Consider the following 17,324-nt stretch of genomic DNA (forward strand, 5'->3'; position numbering starts at 1 on the left):
TTGAGGGTCCTGTCCCGGTGCCGCGGCCCGAAGTGCTGTCCGGGGACTTCTCCCGTCCCCGTCCGTCCCCCGGCCCCCGTCCCCGGACGTCCCCAGGCCCGGACGTCCCCAGGCCCGGACGGCAGGCCCCGACTCCCACAGGGAGCCGGGGCCTGCCGCGCGCCGTGCCGTGGTTCAGTGCGTCTCGGTGACCTTGGCCAGGGCACGCGGGGCGTCCGGGTCCTGGCCGCGTGCCACGGTGACCTCGTAGGCGAGCTGCTGGAGGGGCAGGATCTCCAGGATCGGCTGCACCTCCTCGGGCACACCCGACGGCAGGACGAAGCCGGCGCTGGCCGCCTCCACCTGGTCGCGCTGCCCGATGACGACGAGGTCGGCGCCCCGGCCGCGCAGACGGTCCAGAACGGGCTGCAGCGCCTCGCCGCCCTTGCCGTCCGGCACGATCGCGATCACCGGCGAGACGTTGTCGACCATCGCCAGCGGCCCATGGAGCAGGTCCGCGCCCGAGAACGGGCCGGCGGGGATGTAGGTGGTCTCCATCAGCTTCAGCGCCGCCTCCCGGGCGGTCGGGTAGCCGTAGCCGCGCGAGGTGATGACCAGCCGCTGCGCGAAGCGGTAGCGCTGGGCGAGCTCCTTGACCTCGTCCTTGCGCTCCAGGATCGCCCTGGCCAGGTCCGGCAGGCCCTTGGCCGCCGCACCGTCACCGCCGCGCAGTCCCTCGACGAACAGGTAGAGCGACAGCAGCTCCGCCGTGTACGTCTTCGTGGCGGGCAGGGCCTTCTCGGGACCGGCCAGCACGTCGATGTGGTATTCGGAGACCTCGGCGAGCGGGGAGTCGGCGTTGTTGGTCACCGCGAGGGTGATCGCCCCGGCCCGGCGGGCGGCCTTGGCGGAGGCCACCAGATCGGGCGAGCCGCCGGACTGGCTGACGGTGACGACCAGGCAGTCGGTCAGGTCGGGCTCGGCGCCGTACGCGGTCGTGGTGGACATGGAGGTCAGGCCGGCGGGCTTGCCCAGCAGAACCTCGATCAGGTACTTGGCGTACAGCGCGGCGTTGTCGGACGTGCCGCGGGCGGTGAGCAGGACGAAGCGGGGGTTGCGCTCGGCTATCGCGCCCGCGATCTCCCGGATCCTGGGCGCGCCCTCGTCGAGGATGCGGCGGAGCACGTCGGGCTGCTCGGCCATCTCCCCGGACATGATCCGGCCCGGCCGGCTCGGCTCGTGCGGGGTCGGATTGTCGGCGGTCATGCGTGGGGCCTCCATAGGTCGTTCATTGACAACAGCTGCCGAAGCCGCCGGTATCAACCGCGTCCGTCAGCCTTCGGCCCCATTGCCGACGATGACCTCCGCGGCCGCTCGTCCGCATACGCGGGCGGCGCCGTGAGTGGCGATGTGCAGGGCGCCGACCGGCTCGGCCTGCGGGACCCCCATCTCCACGACGATCGCGTCGGGACGGGCGGCCACGAGGTCGGCCAGCGCGGCGGCCATCCAGGGGTGCCGGTGCACATCGCGCACTGCAACGACGATCCTACGGTCCCGCGCGCGGCTGAGCACTTCCGCCACCACCTCGGGAAGCCGCTCCCCCGTCGCCTCCGGTGCCCGGAAGGTGCCGACGGCGGTGCCGGGCAGCAGCTGGTCGAGTTCGGCGGCCAGGCCCCAGGGGGTTTCCTCGCCCACGGCGATATTGGCGACGGGGGTCAGCGCCGCGACGTAGGGAGGCGCGGTCACGGGGTCGAACTCCGGCCTTCCCGGTGTGACCCGCAGCGCGCGGCGGGCGGCGGACAGGCCCACGGTGAGGTCGGCGGGCACGGGCCCCGGTCCCTCGTTCGCGGCTTCGAGCGCCCGGGAGCGGGCCCACCGCGCCAGTGAGCGCACCCGCGCGGCAGCGTCGGCGAGGCGCTCCTCGGGCAGCTCGCCCGCCCGGACCGCCCGGACGAGGGCGTCACGCAGGCGCAGCACCGTTTCCTCATCGGCCAGGCCCCCGCCGACGCAGATGGCGTCGGCGCCCGCGGCGATGGCGAGCACGGTGCCGCGCTCGATGCCGTAGGTGGCGGCGATGGCGTTCATCTCGATGCCGTCGGTGACGATCAGCCCCTCGTAGCCGAGGCCCCCCTGGGACTCGGGCGCGCGCAGCAGTCCGGTGAGCACCGCGCCGCTGAGGGTCGCCGGGAGCGAGGAGTCCAGGGCGGGTACGAGGATGTGGGCGCTCATCACCGCCTTGCTGCCCGCCGCCAGTGCCGCGCGGAAGGGCAGCAGCTCACGGGCGGCGAGCAGCTCGGCGTCGGCGTGGATGGTCGGCAGCGCGTGGTGGGAGTCGACCGAGGTGTCGCCGTGGCCGGGGAAGTGCTTGGTGCAGGCGGCGACGCCTACGTCCTGGAGGCCCTCGACGTAGGCGGCGGTGTGGCGGGCGACGAGCTGGGGTTCGGCACCGAAGGAGCGGACCCCGATGACGGGGTTGCGGGGGTCGGAGTTGACGTCCGCGGAGGGCGCCCAGTTGAGGTTGACCCCGCAGGCGGCCAGCGCCTGGCCGAGCGCCCGCGCGACGGAGCGGGTCAGCCGGGGGTCGTCGACGGCGCCGAGCGCGAGGTTGCCGGGGAAGGACGAGCCCTTCCTGGCTTCCAGGCGGGTGACGTCACCGCCCTCCTCGTCGATCGCGACCAGGACCTCGGGCCGCTCCTTGCGCAGCGCCTCGGTCAGCGCGGCCAGCTGCTCGGGATCCTCGACATTGCGGGCGAACAGCGCCACCGAGCCCAGGCCCTCGCCGAGCCTGCGCAGCAGCCAGTCGGGCGGGCAGGTGCCGATGAAGCCCGGCTGCAGCACGGCCAGAGCGTTGGCGTTGAGGTCGGTCGTTGCCTCGGGCCCGCTCTCCACGGAGGAGGTGGGGCTGCCCAGGGAGCCGGCGTTCATAGGCGATCAGCCCTTCACTGCGCCGGCGGTCATTCCACCGACGGCCTTGCGCTGGAGGAACAGGAAGACGACGAGGACGGGGACGGTGAACATGGACGATGCCGCCATGGTGGCACCCCAGTCGTCGCCGAAGGCGGTCTGGAACTGCGTGAGCCACAGAGGCAGGGTCTGCGCCTCGGGGTCCTTGTTCAGGATCAGGACCAGCGGAAACTCGTTCCACGCCGTGATGAAGCCGAACAGGGAGGTGGACATCAGCCCCGGCGCGAGCAGCGGGAAGATGACCTTGACGAAGGCCTGGGTCCTGGTGCACCCGTCCACCATGGCCGACTCCTCCAACTCCTTCGGCACGGCGGCGATGAAGCCGCGCAGCGTCCAGATGGTGAAGGGCAGCACCATGATCATGTAGAAGAGGGTGAGCGGGACCAGGCTGTTGAGCATGTCCTTGTCGCGCACGATCATGTAGATGGCGATGGTCATGACTTCCCACGGCGCCATCTGCGCCATCATCACGGCCAGCACGAAGCTCTTGCGCCCCTTGAACCGCATCCGCGCGATGGCGAACGACGCGAGCAGGGCGATCAGCAGCGACAGCAGCACCGCGCAGACGGTGACGGTGAAGGAGTTGCCCACCAGGGTCCAGAAGTTGTCCGCGTCCACCGCCGTGCCGAAGTGCTTCAAGGTGGCGTCGAACGGCACGAAGACCGGGGTCTCGCTGATGACGTCCTTGTTCGGCTTGAACGCCGTGGAGAACATCCAGTACACGGGGAACGCGAAGAACACGAAGAGCCCGGCGGCGACCACATTGGGCCAGGTGCGGCCGAGAAGGGATCGCCTCACAGCTCCTCCTCCTGCTTCAGGATGACGCGGAAGTAGTAGGACATCAGCACCAGCAGGAAGACGATCGTGAGCACGGAGATGGCCGCGCCCATGCCGAAGTGCTGGTTGCCCACTCCCTCGACGAAGGCGTAGACGGGCAGGGTCTCGGTGAGCCGCTCGGGGCCGCCCTGGTTGATCGCGAAGACCTGCGTGAACGCCTTGAAGACCCAGATGACCTCGAGGAAGGTCGTGGCGAGGAAGAACGGCCGCAGGACCGGGAAGGTGACGGAGCCGAAGATCCTCCAGGCGCCGGCCCCGTCCATGCGCGCGGCCTCGTACAGCTCGTTGGGGATCGTGGTGAGCGCCGCGTAGAGGTTGAACGCGACGAACGGTATGGACTGCCAGACGATCAGCAGGGTGATGACGAAGAAGGTGGAGAGCTGCCCGCCGACCCAGTTGAAGTCCTTCATGGAGTGCCAGCCGAGGGCGTCCAGCATCCAGTTGACGACGCCGAAGCGGCTGTCGAACAGCCACTGGTAGACGGTGGTGGCGGCGACCACCGGCATCGCCCAGGCCAGGACCAGGCCGAGGGAGAGCGTCAGCCTCATCTTCTTGCCGAGGCGATTCAGCAGAAGGCCGACCAGGGCCCCGCAGACCATGATCAGGGCGACGTTGGCGGCGGTGAACACCACCGAGCGGCCGGTGACCTTCCAGAACTCCGAGCTCTTGAGCACGGCCTGGTAGTTGTCGACGCCGTTCCACTCGGTGATGTGCTGGATCAGCTGGCGGGGGTTGAGGTTCTGGAACGACAGAAGCCCGTTCTTGACCAGCGGCCAGCCCAGCAGGGCGACCGTGGCGACCACGGCGGGCAGCAGGAGCAGGTAGGGGGCGCTCCCGGCCAGCAGAGCGCCCGCCGCCCCGGGTCTGCGGGCAGGGACGGGCGTCGGCCTGCCGCCGGTCCCGGGCGGGCTCGGCGGCGGGGAGCCGGTCTTCCCGCTGTCGGCGTCGGGGCGCACCACCACCCCGTCGGACTGCACAGCCATCTTCTTCACTTCCCTCGCCACACGGGCCACCGTCGTCGGGCGTGCGCCGGCGCCGCCCGCCGCCCGTGCTGCTCAGGGGCGGCGGGCGGCGCCCGCGCGGTTCACTGCTTCTGGCTGAGGCGCTTGTTGATCTCGGCCTCGACGGACTTGGCGGCCGCCTCGTGGGACTTACCACTGAGGTAGGCGGTCATGTAGGACTTGATGGGGTTCGGCGGGTTCTCCACCGCGGCCCATTCGGGGATCAGGGGCGTGGTGCCGCCGAAGGGCACGGACGGCGTCGCGGCCTGGGCCACGGCGTTGCCGTCGAGGTTGCTGTTGAGGCTCTCCTTGTTCGGGATGACTCCGGCCTCCTTGGCCAGCGCCCCCTCGAACTTGTCCGACATCGCGAGCTTGAGGAACTCACGGGCCAGCGCCGGGTTCTTGCTGTTCTGCGACACGGCGAGGTTGGAGCCGCCGAGGAAGACACCGCCGGGCTTGGCGGACGTGGCACCGGGGACCGTGAAGTACCCGATCTTGGACTCGATGCTCTTGTTCGCGGCGATGGCGGTCGCGGCTTCCCAGCCCATGGCGATCATCGTGCCGGTCTTGCCCTTGGCGAAGACCTCGGCCTGCTGCGGGGTGGCCTCGTCCTTGTCCTTGGGGGCGTTGCTGTAGGCCTGGAGCTTCTTGTACTCCTCCATCGCTTTGCCGACCTTGGGGTCGGACAGGTTGCTGACGTACTTGTCGCCGTCCTTCTTGACGAGGTCGGCGCCGTTCTCGATCAGCAGGCCGTCGAGGACGTACCAGTTCTGGCCCGGCAGGTAGATCGGCTCGTTGCCGGTCTTCTTGATCTTCTGCAGGTCCGCGAGGAACTCGGATCGGGACTTGGGCGTGGCCTTGATCCCGGCCTTCTTCCAGATCTCCTTGTTGTAGACGACCACGCGGTTGGCGAAGTACCACGGGGCCGCGTACTGCTTGCCGTCGACCACGGCGGACTGGTTCAGCGACTTGGTCCACTGGTCGGCGCCGAGATCGCCCTTGACGTCCGCGAGGTCGGCGAGCCCGCCGGTCGCGGCATAGGCCGGGGTCTGGGTGTTGCCGATCTCGAAGACGTCCGGCGGGCTGGACTCCGACAGAGCCGTCGTCAGCTTCTGCTGGATGCCGTTCCACTGCTGGACCTTGACGTCCAGTTTGGCGCCGGTCTGCTTCTCGAAGGCCGCCTTGATGTCGGCGGTCCACTGCTTGGGGTTGGACCCGCTCATGAACCAGACGGTCAGCGTCTTGCCCTTGCTGTTGCCGGCGTCGGCCTTCTTGCCGTCGCCGTCACCGCCGTCGGAACCGCAGGCCGCGAGGCCGAACACCATGCTCGCGGCCGCAATGACAGTGAACGCTGCATTCCGCTTGCGCTGCACGCCACCCTCCTCAGGGTTGCCAGAGACTCCCCCCACCGCCCGGTTGGTTCGCGTATCTCGCAATCGGGACGATGCGGGCGCGTACTGCCTGTGGGCCTGGGTTTTGGTCTTTAATGGTTTAGACCAGTGCCCGCAGCTTGGCCTAGACCAATAGGGGTGTCAAGAGGTAGTAAGGACGCCCATCACGTCCGTTACCGGACCGACACCTGGCCTGCCTCACCCCGGCTGGGACGGGCCGTGCCACGATGTGACGCGCACGATCGGAGGACGCCGGTGACGGCAGCACAAAGAGCGGGAGCAGGAGCAGGAGCGATGGAGAGCGACGGAGGCAGCACGGAGACGTCCGGGAACGGCACCAACGGGCGCACCACCCGGGTACCGAAGTACTACCGGCTCAAGCGGCATCTCCTGGAGATGACGCAGACCCTGCCACCCGGCACGCCGGTGCCCCCCGAACGGACCCTCGCCTCCGAGTTCGACACCTCCCGCACCACCGTCCGCCAGGCGCTGCAGGAGCTCGTGGTCGAGGGGCGTCTGGAGCGCATCCAGGGCAAGGGCACGTTCGTCGCCAAGCCCAAGGTCGCCCAGGCCCTGCAGCTGACCTCCTACACCGAGGACATGCGCGCCCAGGGGCTGGAGCCCACCTCGCAGCTGCTGGACATCGGGTACGTCACCGCCGACGACCGGCTCGCCGAGCTGCTCGACATCAGGACCGGCGGCCGGGTGCTGCGCATCGAGCGGCTGCGCCTGGCGAACTCCGAGCCCATGGCCATCGAGACCACGCACCTGTCGGCCAAGCGCTTCCCGGCGCTGCGCCGCAACCTGGTCAAGTACACCTCGCTGTACACCGCGCTGGCCGAGGTCTACGACGTCCATCTCGCCGAGGCCGAGGAGACCATCGAGACCTCGCTGGCCACTCCGCGCGAGGCGGGGCTGCTGGGCACCGACGTCGGCCTGCCGATGCTCCTGCTCTCCCGGCACTCCCTCGACACCACCGGGGAGCCGGTGGAGTGGGTGCGCTCGGTCTACCGCGGCGACCGCTACAAGTTCGTGGCGCGCCTCCAGCGGCCGACGACCTGAGCTCCAGGGGTTCACCACCGGGTCCGCGGGCACCGCTGGAGGCCGGTTCGAGCGGGGCTCCCATTACCTCTTTCGAGTCGGTTCGGCGCCCGCGACCTGGGTGTTGACCACCCGATCGTTATGCGATCGGGTGGTGACGCGCGTCACTCGTCTGCTCTAGATTCCGTCCTGCCATGGAGCCAGTCGGTAGGTCAAACGGGAGGACGGCCCGGTGCGCAGAGCCAAGCCAACAACCATCGCCGTATGGACGCTGGTCGCACTCGTAGGGGCTGCGGGGTGGACCGTTCTGGCGGTCTCCCGGGGCGAGGAGGTCTCCGCGGCCTGGATGGTCGCGGCCGCCCTCGGCTCGTACGCGATCGCGTACCGCTTCTACGCCAGGTTCATCGCCAACAAGGTCCTGAAGGTCGACAAGAACCGGGCCACGCCCGCCGAGCGCCTCGACAACGGTGTCGACTACCACCCGACGGACCGGCGGGTGCTCGTCGGGCACCACTTCGCGGCCATCGCGGGCGCGGGTCCGCTGGTGGGGCCGGTGCTCGCCGCGCAGATGGGCTATCTGCCCGGCACCATATGGATCATCGTCGGCGTCATCTTCGCCGGGGCCGTGCAGGACATGGTGACGCTGTTCTTCTCCCTGCGCCGTGACGGCAAGTCGCTGGGCCAGATGGCCAGGGACGAGATCGGCGTGGTCGGCGGTGCGGCGGCCCTGATCGCCGTGTTCGCCATCATGATCATACTGCTGGCGGTGCTGGCACTGGTCGTGGTCAACGCTCTCGCCGGATCCCCGTGGGGCACGTTCTCCATCGCGATGACGATCCCGATCGCCCTCCTCATGGGCTTCTACCTGCGGGTGATGCGCCCGGGGCGGGTCACCGAGGTCTCGCTCGTCGGAGTGGCGCTCCTGCTGCTCGCGATCGTGGCCGGCAAGTGGGTCGCGGACTCCTCCTGGGCGGACGCCTTCACCCTGGCGCCGTCGACGCTGGTCATCTGGCTGATCGTCTACGGCTTCGTCGCCTCCGTGCTGCCGGTGTGGATGCTGCTGGCCCCGCGTGACTACCTTTCGACGTTCATGAAGATCGGCACGATCACCCTGCTCGCGCTCGGTGTGCTGATCGCCCTGCCGGACCTGAAGGCCGACGCGGTCACGGACTTCGCCTCGCGCGGCGACGGACCGGTCTTCGCCGGGTCCCTGTTCCCGTTCGTGTTCATCACGATCGCGTGCGGCGCCCTGTCCGGATTCCACTCGCTCGTCTCCTCGGGCACCACGCCGAAGATGATCCAGAAGGAGACCCAGATCCGGGTCATCGGCTACGGCTCGATGCTGATGGAGTCGTTCGTCGCGATCATGGCGCTGATCTGCGCGACCGTCATCGACCCCGGTCTGTACTTCGCGATGAACGCCCCCGCCGGGTTCATCGGCACCACCGTCGAGTCCGCCTCGCACGCGGTGACGGGCTTCGGCTACTCGATCACCCCGGAGCAGTTGCAGGCGGCGGCCAAGGCCGTGGAGGAGCAGTCGATCCTGTCCAGGACCGGTGGCGCCCCGACGTTCGCGGTGGGGATGTCGGACATCTTCTCGCAGGTCATCGGCGGCAAGAGCCTCAAGGCGTTCTGGTACCACTTCGCGATCATGTTCGAGGCGCTGTTCATCCTGACGACGGTGGACGCGGGCACCCGGGTCGGCCGGTTCATGCTCCAGGACATGCTGGGCAACGTCTGCAAGCCGTTCCGCAACGTCAGCTGGAAGCCCGGCCTGTGGTTCGCCAGCGCCGTCGTGGTGGGCGCCTGGGGCTACTTCCTGTGGGCCGGTGTGCACGACCCGCTGGGCGGCATCAACCAGCTCTTCCCGCTGTTCGGCATCGCCAACCAGCTGCTCGCGGCTGTGGCCCTGGCCGTCTGCACCACGCTGCTGATCAAGTCGGGGCGGCTGAAGTGGGCCTGGATCACCGCCGTTCCGCTGGCCTGGGACGCGACCGTCACGCTCACCGCGAGCTGGCAGAAGGTCTTCTCCGACGACCCCCGTGTGGGCTTCTTCTCCCAGCGGGACGTCTACTCCAAGGCCCTCGACTCGGGCAAGGTGCTGCCTCCGGCGAAGAACATCGACGACATGCACACGGTGGTCACCAACTCCACGGTGGACGGGTTGCTCTGCGCGCTGTTCGCGCTCCTGATCATCGTGGTGATCCTGGACGCCGGGCGGGTCTGCCTGAAGGCGGTCCGCCACCCGGCGACGACGCCGCTGCGGGAGACCGCGTTCGTGGAGTCGCGGCTGGTGGCGCCGGCCGGGCTGATAGCCACCAAGGAGGAGAAGGCCGAACTCGTGGCGGCAGGCGTCGGCGGCGAGGGAGGCAGCCGCGCGGAAGGCCCTGAGGCCGAACCCACCGGCGCGTCCGCGGGCGGCTCCGTATGACGGCCGCCGCGCTGGTCCGGGCGGCCCGCCGCTTCCGGTGGTTCTGGCGGGAGCTGTCGGGTGAGTCTGCGTACGAGCGCTACCTCGCCCATGCCCGCTCCCACGATCCCCGGGCGAAGGTCCTGACCCGGCGCGAGTTCGAACGCCGGCGCACCGACGAGCGCGAGGCGGACCCGCGCGAGGGCTTCCGCTGCTGCTGACGCGAGAACCGCCGCCGACGCGAGAACCGCCGCCGACGCGTGGCCGCTGAGGTGGCGACACCCGAAAGGGCGGTGCGAGCACCGCCGCTCCCCGGGACCGGTCCGGTCCGGCACCGGGGGGCGGCGGCCCTTCGCCTCCGCGGCCCGCGGGGCCCTTGCCTCGGAAGCCCGCGGTGGTGGCCGGGCGGCCGCTACGCGATGCGCTCGCGGCCCGGACCGCGGAATGTCCTGCGGTACGCGTTGGGCGTCGTGCCCAGCGAGCGCAGGAAGTGGTGGCGCAGCGCGGCCGCGTTGCCGAAACCCACCTCGGCCGCGACGGCGTCCACCGTCTCGTCGGTGCCCTCCAGCAGGCGCTGGGCGAGCAGCACCCGCTGCCCCAGCAGCCAGCGGTACGGGGTGGTGCCGGTCTCCTGGAGGAAGCGGCGGGCGAAGGTCCGCGGGGACATCAGCGCGCGGGCGGCCAGGTCCTCGACGGTGATCTCCTCGTCGAGGTGGCGCTCCATCCACTCCAGCACCGAGCCGACGGTGTCGCACGGGCCGTGCGGCAGCGGCCGGTCGATGTACTGCGCCTGCCCTCCGTCGCGGTGCGGGGGGACCACCATGCGGCGGGCGATCGCGTTGGCGACCTCCGAGCCCTGCTCCTTGCGCACGAGGTGCAGGCACGCGTCGATCCCGGCGGCCGTCCCCGCCGAGGTGATCACCGGGTCCTCGTCGACGTAGAGCACGTCCGGCTGCACCCAGGCCTGCGGGAAGCGGCGGGCGAGCTCGTCGCTGTGCCGCCAGTGGGTGGTGCAGCGCCGCCCGTCCAGCAGCCCCGCCGCGCCGAGGACGAACGAGCCCGAGCAGACGCTGAGCACCCGGGCGCCGCGGTCGACGGCGCGGCAGAGCTCGTCCAGGAGCGCGGCGGGAAACTCCCGACGCTCGTACACCTGGCCCGCCGGAACGGCGATCAGGTCGGCCTCCGCCAGACGCTCCAGTCCGTGCCGGGTCGTCATGGCCATCCCGCCCTGCCCGCGCAGCGGCGACGGCTCGGCGGCGCAGACCGCGAAGTCGTAGACGGGCAGCCCCTGGTCACTGCGGTCGACGCCGAACACCTCGCACAGGACGCCGAGCTCGAAGGTGTGCACGCCGTCCACGAGAGCCACGGCCACGTTCTCCAGCATGGTCCCAGTGTGGCAGTAATTCGTGGTTGTACGACAGTCCTGCCACTGCTCTTTTTTCGGCCGGGAGAGCACCGTTGAGCCATGGAGACATTCATCGGACTCATCGCCGTGATCGCCGTGTTCGCCCTGCTCAGCGCAGTCGCCTGGCTTTGGTACGCGCACGACCGCCGGATCGACCACGAGATCGCCAGGAGCCGTCTGCCCGACCCCTCGGACACCTCGCCTGTCGTACACGTGCGCGAGACTGTCCCACATGGATATAACCGTTCGCCTCGCGCGTGCTGACGAGCTGGACGCCGTCAGCGAGCTGACCGCCCAGGCCTACCTCGCCGACGGCCTCGTGCCACCGGGGTCCGACTACCAGGAAAACCTGCGCGCCGCGCGCCACCGCGCCGAGCACACCGAGCTGCTGGTCGCCACCGACGGGGCCGACAGCGAGGTCCTGGGCACGGTGGCGTTCGTGCGGGCCGGGACCGCCTACGCGGAGCTGGCCCGCGAGGGGGAGGCGGAGTTCCGGATGCTCGCCGTGGCCGCCCAGGCCCGGGGCCGGGGCGTGGGCGAGGCCCTGGTGCTGGCCTGCCTGGAGCGGGCCCGCGCCCTGGGGGCGGAACGGGTGGTCATCTGCTCGAGCGAGCACATGCACGCCGCGCACCGCCTCTACGAGCGCCTGGACTTCGTCCGGTCGCCCGATCGCGACTGGTGCCCCCTGCCGGGAGTCAACCTCATGGGCTACATCCACACGCTGCGCTCGCCGAGGACGGGCGCATGAGCGTCATCCGACCCGCCCGCCCGGGCGACCGCGACGCGCTGTACGACATCTGCCTGCGCACCGGGGACGCGGGAGGCGACGCCACCGGGCTCGTCAGGGACCCCGAGCTGCTGGGCCACATCTGGGCGGGCCCCTATCCGGAGCTGTACCCGGATCTCGCGTTCGTCCTGGAGGACGACGAGGGCGTGGCCGGGTACTGCGTCGGCGCCGCCGACACCGAGGAGTTCATCAGCGCGTTCCACCGCGACTGGCTCCCGCGCCTGGCCGGCTCCCACCCGGCGCCGAGCGGCCCGCCCGCGAACCGGGACGAGGAACTGCTCCGAGCGCTGCACCACCCCGAGGAGGTCTTCCGGGTGTTCTTCGACGGCTATCCCGCCCATCTGCACATCAATCTGCTGCCCCGGGCGCAGGGCCGGGGCGGGGGCAGGGCGCTGATCGAAACCCAGTGCGAGGCGCTGCGCGAGCGCGGCTGCGAGGGAGTCCATCTGGGTGTGCGCCGCAGCAACACACGGGCGCGCGCCTTCTACGCCCACGTCGGCTTCAAGGAGCTCCACGAGCACGCGGACGGCTTCTACTTCGGACGCACCCTCAACCCCTGACGCTCAACACACAGGGGCGAGGCGCGGATTCACAGCCGCGCGAGGAAGCGCCGCCGGTCCACGGCGACGCGGGTGATCTCCCCCGTGGCCACGAGGCGGCGCGTCTCGTGGTCCTGCGCCACCACCGCGAAACGCATCAGACGACCGTCCACGGAGGTCAGTTCGGCCGTCACGGCCACCGTACGCCCGACCGCGGTCGCCTGAAGGTGCTCGACCTGGACGCGGGTGCCGACCGTGGTCCGTGAGGCGTCCAGCGCGCCCCTGACCGCCTCCACCGTGGCGGCCTCCATCACGGCGAGCAGGCGCGGAGTCGCGAGCACCGCGACATCACCACTGCCCAGGGCCACCGCCGTGTCGTCCTCGGTGACGGTGATGTCCACGGTCGCCCTCAGGCCGGTGCGCACGCTCATGCGATCAGGGTAGCGAGAACCATCCGACACAAGATGTGGGGGTACTACTCGACCCCGGCACAACATGTATGCTCATCGAGCTGTCGCCGCAGGGGAATCCGGTGCGAGTCCGGAACTGCCCCGCAACGGTGAGAGGCGCCTTCGCGCCCCGAGTCCGAGCACCTGCCGGCAGTACGCCCCGGCGTGTTCCCCAGGGAACGGGGCGTCGATTCGTCCGGGCCTCGCGGGTGGGCCGGGGGACTCCAGCACGGGTGCCGCGACGCGGTGCGCCGCGCTGACGTGCCCTCAACTCCCCCGTGCGGCCCCCCGCTCGCGAGGAGAGAGCCGTGACCACCGCGCCACCTGCCCCGGTCGCCGAAGGCGAGACGCTGGGAGCCGCGCTGCTGCGTACGCTGACCGTGTCCGCCGCCGACCTGCCGGACACCGACCCCGGCCGGGTCGCCGCCGCCGCGCTGCGCGGTCGCCACGGGGGTGCGACCGCGTCCGACCTGCGGGCCCTGGCCATCGAGGCCGCCGCCGGACTGATCTCCGAGGACCCGCAGTACTCCGCACTGGCCGCCCGGCTGCTGTCCGAGGCCATCGCGGAGGAGGCCGCAACCGAGGGCGCGACCAGCTTCTCCGGCTCCGTCGCGGCCGGGCACCGCGCCGGGCTGATCGCCGACACCACCGCCGAGTTGGTACGCGAGCACGCCGCCGGCCTCGACGCCCTGGTCGACCGCGCGGTGGCCGAGGGCGCCGACGACCGGTTCGGCTACTTCGGGCTGCGGACCGTCCAGGACCGGTACCTGCTGCGCCACCCCACCACCCGCCGGGTCATCGAGACCCAGCAGCACTTCCTCCTGCGGGTGGCGTGCGGGCTGGCCAAGGACCGCTCCGAGGAGGCCGTCGCCCAGGTCGCCGAGCTGTACCGGCTGATGAGCGAGCTGTCCTACCTGCCCAGCTCCCCCACGCTGTTCAACTCCGGCACCCGGCACCCGCAGATGTCCTCCTGCTACCTGCTGGACTCCCCACTGGACGAGCTCGACTCCATCTACGAGCGCTACGCCCAGGTCGCCCGGCTGTCCAAGCACGCGGGCGGCATCGGCCTGCCCTACAGCCGGATCCGCTCCCGCGGTTCGCTCATCCGCGGCACCAATGGCCACTCCAACGGCATCGTGCCGTTCCTGCGCACCCTCGACGCGTCGGTCGCCGCCGTCAACCAGGGCGGCCGGCGCAAGGGAGCGGCCTGCGTCTACCTGGAGACCTGGCACGCCGACATCGAGGAGTTCCTCGAACTGCGCGACAGCACCGGCGAGGAGGCCAGGCGCACCCACAACCTCAACCTCGCGCACTGGGTCCCCGACGAGTTCATGCGCCGGGTCGAGAACGACGGCCAGTGGTCGCTGTTCTCCCCCGCCGACGTCCCCGAACTCGTCGACCTGTGGGGCGAGGAGTTCGACAGCGCCTACCGCACGGCCGAGGCCGAGGGCCGCGCGCTCAAGCGGATCCCGGCGCGAGGGCTCTACGCCCGGATGATGCGCACCCTGGCCCAGACCGGCAACGGCTGGATGACCTTCAAGGACGCCGCCAACCGCACCGCCAACCAGACCGCGCTGCCCGGCAGTGTCGTGCACTCCTCCAACCTGTGCACCGAGATCCTCGAGGTCACCGACGACGGTGAGACGGCCGTGTGCAACCTGGGCTCGGTGAACCTGGCGGCGCACCTGACGGCGGACGCGGCCGACGGCGGGGAGGTGATGGACTGGGACCGCCTCGACGCCACCGTCCGCACCGCCGTGACCTTCCTCGACCGCGTCGTCGACATCAACTTCTACCCGACCCCGCAGGCTGCCGCGTCCAACCGGCGCTGGCGCCCGGTCGGTCTGGGTGTGATGGGCCTTCAGGACGTCTTCTTCCGGCTGCGCCTGCCGTTCGACTCCCCGGAGGCGACGGCGCTGTCCACCCGCATCGCCGAGCGGATCATGCTCGCCGCCTACGACGCCTCCTGCGACCTCGCCGAGCACCACGGCGCGCACCCGGCCTGGGAGCAGACGCGCGCCTTCCGCGGAGTGCTCCACCCCGACCACTACGGCGTGCGGACCACATGGACCGAGCGGTGGACGGCGCTGCGCGCCCGCGTCGCCGCAACCGGCCTGCGCAACTCGCTCCTGCTCGCCATAGCGCCCACGGCCACCATCGCCTCCATCGCGGGCGTCTACGAGTGCATCGAGCCGCAGGTGTCCAATCTGTTCAAGCGCGAGACGCTCTCAGGTGAGTTCCTCCAGGTCAACTCCTACCTGGTCCAGGAGCTCAAGGCGCTGGGCGTGTGGGACGCGACGACCCGGGAGGCGCTGCGCGAGTCCAATGGCTCGGTCCAGGAACTGCGCTGGATCCCCGAGCAGGTGCGGGCGCTGTACCGCACCGCGTGGGAGCTTCCGCAGCGCGCGCTCATCGACATGGCCGCCGCCCGCACCCCGTTCCTCGACCAGAGCCAGTCCCTCAACCTCTTCATGTCCACCCCCACCATCGGCAAGCTCAGTTCGATGTACGCCTACGCGTGGCGCAGGGGCCTGAAGACCACCTACTACCTGCGCTCGCGGCCCGCGACCCGGATCGCCCGGTCCGCGGGTGCCGGCACCGCCGCCCGCGCCGCCACCGTCCCCGTCCCCGCCCGGGCGGCCTCCGCGACCGAGGAAGCCGTCGCCTGCTCCCTGGAAAACCCCGAGTCCTGCGAGGCCTGCCAGTAATGACCGCCACGACCGAGACCCGCGGCGACGACGACCGCGACGCGACGAAGAACCTGCTCGACCCGGGCTTCGAGCTCACCCTGCGCCCCATGCGCTACCCGGACTTCTACGAGCGCTACCGGGACGCGATCAAGAACACCTGGACCGTGGAGGAGGTGGACCTGCACTCCGACGTCGCCGACCTCGCCAAGCTCTCCCCGGGCGAGCAGCACATGATCGGGCGGCTGGTCGCCTTCTTCGCGACCGGTGACTCCATCGTCGCCAACAACCTCGTGCTCACGCTCTACAAGCACATCAACTCCCCCGAGGCGCGGCTGTACCTGTCCCGCCAGCTCTTCGAGGAGGCCGTGCACGTCCAGTTCTATCTGACGCTGCTCGACACCTATCTGCCCGACCCGGACGAGCGGGCGGCGGCGTTCGACGCGGTGGAGAGCATCCCGTCGATCAGGGAGAAGGCGCGGTTCTGCTTCCGCTGGATGGCCGTCCTCGAAGGGGAGGAGGGGGTGGAACGGATCGACCGGCTGGAGAGCAGGGCCGACCGGCGCCGCTTCCTGCTGAACCTCATCTGCTTCGCCGCGTGCATCGAGGGGCTGTTCTTCTACGGGGCGTTCGCCTACGTCTACTGGTTCCGCTCGCGTGGGCTCCTGCACGGGCTGGCCACCGGCACCAACTGGGTGTTCCGCGACGAGTCGATGCACATGGAATTCGCGTTCTCCGTCGTGGACACCGTCCGGCAGGAGGAGCCGGACCTGTTCGACGAGGAGATGGGCCGGCAGGTGACGGCCATGCTGGAGGAGGCCGTGGAGGCGGAGCTGCAGTTCGCGCGCGACCTGTGCGGCGAGGGCCTGCCGGGTATGAACACCGAGTCGATGCGCGAGTACCTGCGGGCCGTCGCCGATCAGCGGCTGGCCCGGCTGGGGCTGCCGGTGCGGTACGGATCGGCCAACCCGTTCTCGTTCATGGAGCTCCAGAACGTCCAGGAGCTCACGAACTTCTTCGAGCGCCGGGTGTCGGCGTACCAGGTCGCCGTCGAGGGCACGGTGGCATTCGACGACGACTTCTAGCGGACAGCCGCGGTACGGCCGCTCCCGTCGCCCCTGCCGGGCTCAGGCGTTGGGCACCGTCTCGTACTTCGGGGTTCCCTCTTCCATCTGGCGGAGCGCGTCCTTGCGGTCGCGCTTCGACAGGCGGTCGATGTACAGGTAGCCGTACAGGTGGTCCGTCTCGTGCTGGAGGCAGCGGGCGAAGTAGCCGCTGCCCCGGACCACGATCGCGTTGCCCTCGGCGTCCTGGCCGCGCACCACCGCGTAGTCGGGACGCGCGAGGGAGGCGTAGGCCGTCGGCACGGACAGGCAGCCCTCGTTGGAGTCGTCCAGGACGCGCTGGTCCGGGGCGAGGTCCTCCAGTACGGGGTTGACCACGACGCCCGAGTGCCGCACCCCGTCGTCGTCCGGGCAGTCGTAGACGAACACCTTGGCGTCCACGCCGATCTGATTGGCCGCCAGGCCCACGCCCTCGGCCGCCTCCATGCTCGAGAACATGTCGTCGACCAGCTTGGCCAGGCCGTCGTCGAACGACGTGACGTCCTGGCACTCGTGGTGCAGCACGGGGTTGCCGACAACCGTGATGGGCCGAGCGGTGCCGCGGGCGCGATGGGCCTCCACCCGATCCCGCGCACCCGTCGTGTCGTCGATGAACCGCGATTCGGCGGTCTCGTCATGCTCGTGCTGCGCCATGGTCTCCCGTACGCCTTCCTGCGTCCTCACAAACGTTCAACGGCACAAGGGTACGGCCCGGTCACCGTGCGTCGCCC

Annotated in this window: 16 protein-coding genes and 1 riboswitch; of the genes, 8 read left to right on the forward strand and 8 right to left on the reverse strand. The window is 70.4% G+C overall.

Annotation, left to right across the window (positions count from 1 at the left end):
• Nucleotides 1-174: 174 nt before the first annotated feature.
• From IEY86_RS09860 to IEY86_RS09880, 5 genes are all read right to left on the reverse strand, one after another.
• Nucleotides 175-1,245, reverse strand: coding sequence for an SIS domain-containing protein (locus IEY86_RS09860; RefSeq protein WP_189131182.1), 1,071 nt, complete (start codon nucleotides 1,243-1,245; stop codon nucleotides 175-177).
• A 66-nt stretch (nucleotides 1,246-1,311) separates the two neighbouring features.
• Nucleotides 1,312-2,904: a glycoside hydrolase family 3 protein gene (locus IEY86_RS09865; RefSeq protein WP_189131183.1), complete on the reverse strand. Its 1,593-nt coding sequence runs from the start codon at nucleotides 2,902-2,904 to the stop codon at nucleotides 1,312-1,314.
• A 6-nt stretch (nucleotides 2,905-2,910) separates the two neighbouring features.
• On the reverse strand, nucleotides 2,911-3,741 hold the full coding sequence (locus IEY86_RS09870) for a carbohydrate ABC transporter permease (RefSeq protein WP_189131184.1): 831 nt from the start codon (nucleotides 3,739-3,741) through the stop codon (nucleotides 2,911-2,913).
• A complete protein-coding gene (locus tag IEY86_RS09875) occupies nucleotides 3,738-4,763 on the reverse strand; it encodes a carbohydrate ABC transporter permease (RefSeq protein ID WP_189131185.1) in 1,026 nt (341 codons plus the stop codon). The genes IEY86_RS09870 and IEY86_RS09875 overlap by 4 nt, the downstream gene beginning before the upstream one ends.
• 101 nt (nucleotides 4,764-4,864) lie before the next feature.
• Complete coding sequence (locus IEY86_RS09880; protein WP_189131186.1) at nucleotides 4,865-6,154, reverse strand: extracellular solute-binding protein; 1,290 nt, start codon at nucleotides 6,152-6,154, stop codon at nucleotides 4,865-4,867.
• Between the two features lie 312 nt (nucleotides 6,155-6,466).
• On the opposite strand from IEY86_RS09880, the gene IEY86_RS09885 reads away from it, so the two are divergent.
• The 3 genes from IEY86_RS09885 to IEY86_RS09895 all read left to right on the forward strand — a co-directional run bounded on the left by IEY86_RS09885 (nucleotide 6,467) and on the right by IEY86_RS09895 (nucleotide 9,844).
• Nucleotides 6,467-7,234 (forward strand): GntR family transcriptional regulator, encoded by a 768-nt coding sequence (locus IEY86_RS09885; protein WP_189131187.1) that lies wholly within the window; start codon nucleotides 6,467-6,469, stop codon nucleotides 7,232-7,234.
• 211 nt (nucleotides 7,235-7,445) lie between these two features.
• Nucleotides 7,446-9,644, forward strand: a complete 2,199-nt coding sequence (locus tag IEY86_RS09890; protein WP_189131188.1) for a carbon starvation CstA family protein — start codon at nucleotides 7,446-7,448, stop codon at nucleotides 9,642-9,644.
• A complete protein-coding gene (locus tag IEY86_RS09895; RefSeq protein WP_189131189.1) occupies nucleotides 9,641-9,844 on the forward strand; it encodes a CstA-like transporter-associated (seleno)protein in 204 nt (67 codons plus the stop codon). The genes IEY86_RS09890 and IEY86_RS09895 overlap by 4 nt, the downstream gene beginning before the upstream one ends.
• Nucleotides 9,845-10,035: 191 nt before the next feature.
• Here the strand turns inward: IEY86_RS09895 and IEY86_RS09900 are convergent, their stop codons facing one another.
• On the reverse strand, nucleotides 10,036-11,007 hold the full coding sequence (locus tag IEY86_RS09900) for a helix-turn-helix domain-containing protein (protein ID WP_189131190.1): 972 nt from the start codon (nucleotides 11,005-11,007) through the stop codon (nucleotides 10,036-10,038).
• Between the two features lie 81 nt (nucleotides 11,008-11,088).
• Here IEY86_RS09900 and IEY86_RS09905 point away from each other — a divergent pair, with 81 nt between their 5' ends.
• Genes IEY86_RS09905 through IEY86_RS09915 form a run of 3 tightly spaced genes read left to right on the forward strand, consistent with a single transcriptional unit; the run spans nucleotide 11,089 to nucleotide 12,375 of the window.
• On the forward strand, nucleotides 11,089-11,292 hold the full coding sequence (locus tag IEY86_RS09905) for a hypothetical protein (protein WP_189131191.1): 204 nt from the start codon (nucleotides 11,089-11,091) through the stop codon (nucleotides 11,290-11,292).
• Nucleotides 11,261-11,776, forward strand: coding sequence for a GNAT family N-acetyltransferase (locus IEY86_RS09910; protein WP_189131192.1), 516 nt, complete (start codon nucleotides 11,261-11,263; stop codon nucleotides 11,774-11,776). Before IEY86_RS09905 ends, IEY86_RS09910 begins: the two co-directional genes overlap by 32 nt.
• Nucleotides 11,773-12,375 (forward strand): GNAT family N-acetyltransferase, encoded by a 603-nt coding sequence (locus IEY86_RS09915; protein WP_189131193.1) that lies wholly within the window; start codon nucleotides 11,773-11,775, stop codon nucleotides 12,373-12,375. The genes IEY86_RS09910 and IEY86_RS09915 overlap by 4 nt, the downstream gene beginning before the upstream one ends.
• A gap of 29 nt (nucleotides 12,376-12,404) precedes the next feature.
• Here the strand turns inward: IEY86_RS09915 and IEY86_RS09920 are convergent, their stop codons facing one another.
• On the reverse strand, nucleotides 12,405-12,785 hold the full coding sequence (locus tag IEY86_RS09920) for a thioesterase family protein (RefSeq protein WP_189131194.1): 381 nt from the start codon (nucleotides 12,783-12,785) through the stop codon (nucleotides 12,405-12,407).
• 67 nt (nucleotides 12,786-12,852) lie between these two features.
• A riboswitch (cobalamin riboswitch) is annotated at nucleotides 12,853-12,969 on the forward strand.
• A gap of 142 nt (nucleotides 12,970-13,111) precedes the next feature.
• Between IEY86_RS09920 and IEY86_RS09925 the strand changes: the two genes are divergently transcribed.
• Both IEY86_RS09925 and IEY86_RS09930 read left to right on the forward strand, forming a co-directional pair.
• Complete coding sequence (locus IEY86_RS09925; protein WP_189131195.1) at nucleotides 13,112-15,511, forward strand: ribonucleoside-diphosphate reductase subunit alpha; 2,400 nt, start codon at nucleotides 13,112-13,114, stop codon at nucleotides 15,509-15,511.
• Nucleotides 15,511-16,575, forward strand: a complete 1,065-nt coding sequence (locus IEY86_RS09930) for a ribonucleotide-diphosphate reductase subunit beta (RefSeq protein WP_189131196.1) — start codon at nucleotides 15,511-15,513, stop codon at nucleotides 16,573-16,575. The genes IEY86_RS09925 and IEY86_RS09930 overlap by 1 nt, the downstream gene beginning before the upstream one ends.
• A 42-nt stretch (nucleotides 16,576-16,617) precedes the next feature.
• Here the strand turns inward: IEY86_RS09930 and def are convergent, their stop codons facing one another.
• On the reverse strand, nucleotides 16,618-17,247 hold the full coding sequence (gene def / locus IEY86_RS09935) for a peptide deformylase (protein ID WP_189131197.1): 630 nt from the start codon (nucleotides 17,245-17,247) through the stop codon (nucleotides 16,618-16,620).
• Nucleotides 17,248-17,324 lie beyond the last annotated feature (77 nt).

It is taken from the genome of Wenjunlia tyrosinilytica (genome assembly GCF_014646055.1).
In the GTDB taxonomy this organism is placed as follows: Bacteria; Actinomycetota; Actinomycetes; order Streptomycetales; family Streptomycetaceae; genus Wenjunlia; species Wenjunlia tyrosinilytica.

What these genes read in the sequence shown, in the direction of transcription:
- IEY86_RS09860 (WP_189131182.1), bottom strand. Translation starts at nt 1,245, where the DNA reads ATGACCGCCGACAATCCGACCCCGCACGAGCCGAGCCGGCCGGGCCGG.
- IEY86_RS09910 (WP_189131192.1), top strand. Translation starts at nt 11,261, where the DNA reads ATGGATATAACCGTTCGCCTCGCGCGTGCTGACGAGCTGGACGCCGTC.
- IEY86_RS09875 (WP_189131185.1), bottom strand. Translation starts at nt 4,763, where the DNA reads ATGGCTGTGCAGTCCGACGGGGTGGTGGTGCGCCCCGACGCCGACAGC.
- IEY86_RS09905 (WP_189131191.1), top strand. Translation starts at nt 11,089, where the DNA reads ATGGAGACATTCATCGGACTCATCGCCGTGATCGCCGTGTTCGCCCTG.
- IEY86_RS09930 (WP_189131196.1), top strand. Translation starts at nt 15,511, where the DNA reads ATGACCGCCACGACCGAGACCCGCGGCGACGACGACCGCGACGCGACG.
- IEY86_RS09865 (WP_189131183.1), bottom strand. Translation starts at nt 2,904, where the DNA reads ATGAACGCCGGCTCCCTGGGCAGCCCCACCTCCTCCGTGGAGAGCGGG.
- IEY86_RS09920 (WP_189131194.1), bottom strand. Translation starts at nt 12,785, where the DNA reads ATGAGCGTGCGCACCGGCCTGAGGGCGACCGTGGACATCACCGTCACC.
- IEY86_RS09895 (WP_189131189.1), top strand. Translation starts at nt 9,641, where the DNA reads ATGACGGCCGCCGCGCTGGTCCGGGCGGCCCGCCGCTTCCGGTGGTTC.
- IEY86_RS09900 (WP_189131190.1), bottom strand. Translation starts at nt 11,007, where the DNA reads ATGCTGGAGAACGTGGCCGTGGCTCTCGTGGACGGCGTGCACACCTTC.
- IEY86_RS09885 (WP_189131187.1), top strand. Translation starts at nt 6,467, where the DNA reads ATGGAGAGCGACGGAGGCAGCACGGAGACGTCCGGGAACGGCACCAAC.
- IEY86_RS09915 (WP_189131193.1), top strand. Translation starts at nt 11,773, where the DNA reads ATGAGCGTCATCCGACCCGCCCGCCCGGGCGACCGCGACGCGCTGTAC.
- def (WP_189131197.1), bottom strand. Translation starts at nt 17,247, where the DNA reads ATGGCGCAGCACGAGCATGACGAGACCGCCGAATCGCGGTTCATCGAC.